This is a genomic window from uncultured Gimesia sp., assembly GCF_937919775.1.
In the GTDB taxonomy this organism is placed as follows: Bacteria; Planctomycetota; Planctomycetia; order Planctomycetales; family Planctomycetaceae; genus Gimesia.
On sequence record NZ_CALFPF010000407.1, the window covers coordinates 1 to 3,163 of the forward strand.

Sequence of the window (3,163 nt, forward strand, 5' to 3'; positions counted from 1 at the left end):
GATTGAACATCAGACGTTAACAACTGATAGCTACGTTCCATAGCAGTACAAATACGCTTGATTGCCTGTTCGGGAGTCAGCTCTGGTTTTGCAACTACAGAGACTTCTGATCCTGAACCTTTCTGAGCAGGGGATGCTGCCCCGGAACGAAACGGACTGTACTCATTACCCGAACCTCCCACATCGCGTGCATGCGCGCCTACAGTCGCAGGAGCATCTGACAGCTCTCGTGCGGAGTCATAACCGTTCCGTTCAGATTGCCCATACTCGGATGGATCTTTTACCGAAATTGGTTCATCAGAAAGAAACGTGACTTCAGCATCAGCAGGATACTCTTCAAATGGTTCGGAGATCGATAGATCTTCGCCATTGATCGCACGTCTCCAGGCTTTTAATTCGGCGACAGTAGCCTGATTTTCCTCTGCCCATTGCAGGCATTCCGGAGCATCGTCCCAGGTTAAGGCGATATAATAATGTGACCATTTAAGGCAGGAATACTGCTCCCGGACATCACCGAAGGTCTCCCACACTCTTCTGCGCTGATAAACCTGATCGCCGCTCAGGCCAACCATCGCTCCAAAATCGGCGTCCGTTCGCCCTTTCGCGTATTTTTTTGTCCATTGAGCTGCACATTCACCAATCACCCAACTACTATCGCTTAATGCTTCCCGGGCACGGTCAATCAATTGGTCTTCAGTCAATTTTGATGTCGGTTCGGTATGATCAGTCATGTTTTTTTCTGTGTGTCTTAATTAAAGTAGAAATGATGAAACGGACAATCGCTCTCCTCGACGTTCCGATTACTTTCAAGCTGAGGTTCTTGGTACCTTGAAGATGGAAGAGAAAAAAGAGGTCTCGTGAACCTGCATTGCCTTCATTGCCTCAAGTCAGAGAGCAGAAAGGATATGATATCGATGCTACACGGATTCAGTCCAGAATACCACCAAACTGGAGCGGTTAGTCGAAGAGAAGCTATTTTCAGCCACTACCCCTTTCCCAGACTTTTTCACTGGACCGATCCGTTCGCGCTCAGCCATCAGGGTTAAGATGGGGAGACTACAAAATTATTTCCGATCTTTGGCTCTATGCTTGACCTAACTTCGATCGGTTATTAGGATTCGGTCAAATTCATAAGAAGAAGCGTCGAATAATGACTCTATCACTTCTGTTGATTAAATAGACTCAACACAATAAACTCCTCTCTGATAAGAGTTTATTATTGCTCAATGAGTCTCAGGGCGCCGTAGCCAAGTGGTCTAAGGCGGCGGATTGCAAATCCGTTACTCCCCGGTTCGAATCCGGGCGGCGCCTCTTTTCTTCAAAACACCTCGTCTTCAGAGGTGTTTTTTTCCCAGACAGCCAACCAAGCAAAATTGGTCTGAAATCTACTTTGAAGCAGCCCCTGTTGAGCCTCCCAGGAAATCTAAGCCTGAGCCCCCTGGACCTGAAATGCTGCCCCTTTCGGATGTATACAAGGATTTCCTTGAGTGAGATCAAGCCGTGCTGAGGCCAGTTCACAGCAAACGGAACGGCCTGGCGACTTATTTGGCGATTTCACCTGGATAATCAAAACGCTGATCGACTGAAACCAGTGATCTGCAATCAAACTTTCCGGGCACTACATCACTTCAGTAGATACGTCTGAGCTGTTCACAAAAAAAGCCTGACAACATACATGCTGTCAGGCTTCTACCTCAGGAAAAACAATATTTTTCCCACTCTTATCTGATTTGCTGTTCTTTGAGCTCCGTTAAGATTTCAGAATTTTTTAAACACCGGACAAGAGAGATATCACTGGCCATTCGGCCTCTTCGATCGCTGATCCTGTCAGCGGTATTGACCATGCGATCTAACCCCGCTTTTAGTTCCTTATCAAAAGGCGCCGAATTGGCGGGATCGAACTCTACATACTTTGTCTCTGATGCTTTCCACATGATCCATGCCGTTGTTATGTCATGTAGACTGGCTGTCCCAACGGGATAATAAGTATTGATCCTCGTATTCCATGCAGATTTAGCATGATCCATGCTTTCAGTGAATAAATTCCGGCTCTCGTTCGGTTGATTCTTTTCCTGGTAATATTTCCCTTGAACATAAGTCAAATGGGCTTTCGAGAGATTCAGCAAATCCGACCTCCCCAAACCTGCACCGTGAGAAGCCAACCAATCAACTTCTGATTTAATTCCATCCAGGTTACGAGCATAATCAACAAGATTCTGCGTATCTTTTTTGTCGCCGCCGAAAAATAAATGGCGTTCCTGATTCGCAATATAAACTGAGCTTGCGGACCTGCGATATTCAGACAAATCAGCTTCACCGACTTGCAATTCGGCTTTACGAATCGCGAAATAGTCTTCTGAATTTTTTGAGATCTGTTTTAATGCAAACTGCTGATCATCGCGGTCCTTGATCACGCTGGCGATTTCATATTGATTTTGTGAAAGGATCAATTTCGCGTGAACCAGGTCTCCATACCATCCCTGTGCTGCAGGTTGATTAAAAAGCTCTAACTGGTCAACGGCTTGCTGAATCAATTTTTGCTTCTCATTCAAAAACGTCAATTTCGCCTGCTTAGTTTGACGAATTTCGGCAGCTTCGATTTTTGTATCGTAGGCAATATTTAACGCAAGATTATAGTCAACCAGAGAGATCAATCCTCTTGCGAATGAATCTGAGCTCTGCCCAATCAGTTCATTGGCGGTATTTTCAGTTTGCTGTAAATGCCTCTTCAGCTGTGTGGAAACCACACCCGGTTTTGAAACCGAAGGCCCGGACTGAACTATCGATTTACCTGAGTGAACTATCGATCTACCGGACTGAACTGAATTACTTGTTTGAACTTGTTTTTTATTTTGTTCTGGCACCACGTTTAATGGAATGTATTTTTTGTGTTTCTCTTTCTCCGAATCAACACCAAGCGGCTGACGGGGCACAGTAACAGCCGATCCCTGTTCCGAATCCAAAAAGCTCTGAATTGTAACCTCGGCGTCCCCAAGCGAAACTGAGAGCTGAGCAATGTTTTCTTGAGAAGAGGATGGTAACTGAGACCAGAAAACAAGACCGATCATTAAACAAATAATCGAAGAACTGATACAGAAATGAATTCGATCGCTCATAGAGATTCAGAATCGCTTGAAAGAATGAAATCCGACCAATGACATGT

The 3,163-nt window shown here is 45.2% G+C and carries 2 protein-coding genes and 1 tRNA gene; 1 reads left to right on the top strand and 2 read right to left on the bottom strand.

Features of this window, described 5'->3' with window-relative positions; all coding sequences use genetic code 11:
• A partial coding sequence (locus Q0294_RS11135; protein WP_299464869.1) for a hypothetical protein occupies window positions 1-731 on the bottom strand: 731 nt, incomplete at its 3' end.
• Between the two features lie 506 nt (window positions 732-1,237).
• Between Q0294_RS11135 and Q0294_RS11140 the strand changes: the two genes are divergently transcribed.
• A tRNA-Cys gene (locus Q0294_RS11140) sits at window positions 1,238-1,311 on the top strand.
• A 410-nt stretch (window positions 1,312-1,721) separates the two neighbouring features.
• On the opposite strand, the gene Q0294_RS11145 is transcribed toward Q0294_RS11140, so the two are convergent.
• Window positions 1,722-3,116, bottom strand: coding sequence for a hypothetical protein (locus Q0294_RS11145; RefSeq protein ID WP_299464872.1), 1,395 nt, complete (start codon window positions 3,114-3,116; stop codon window positions 1,722-1,724).
• Window positions 3,117-3,163: the final 47 nt, after the last annotated feature.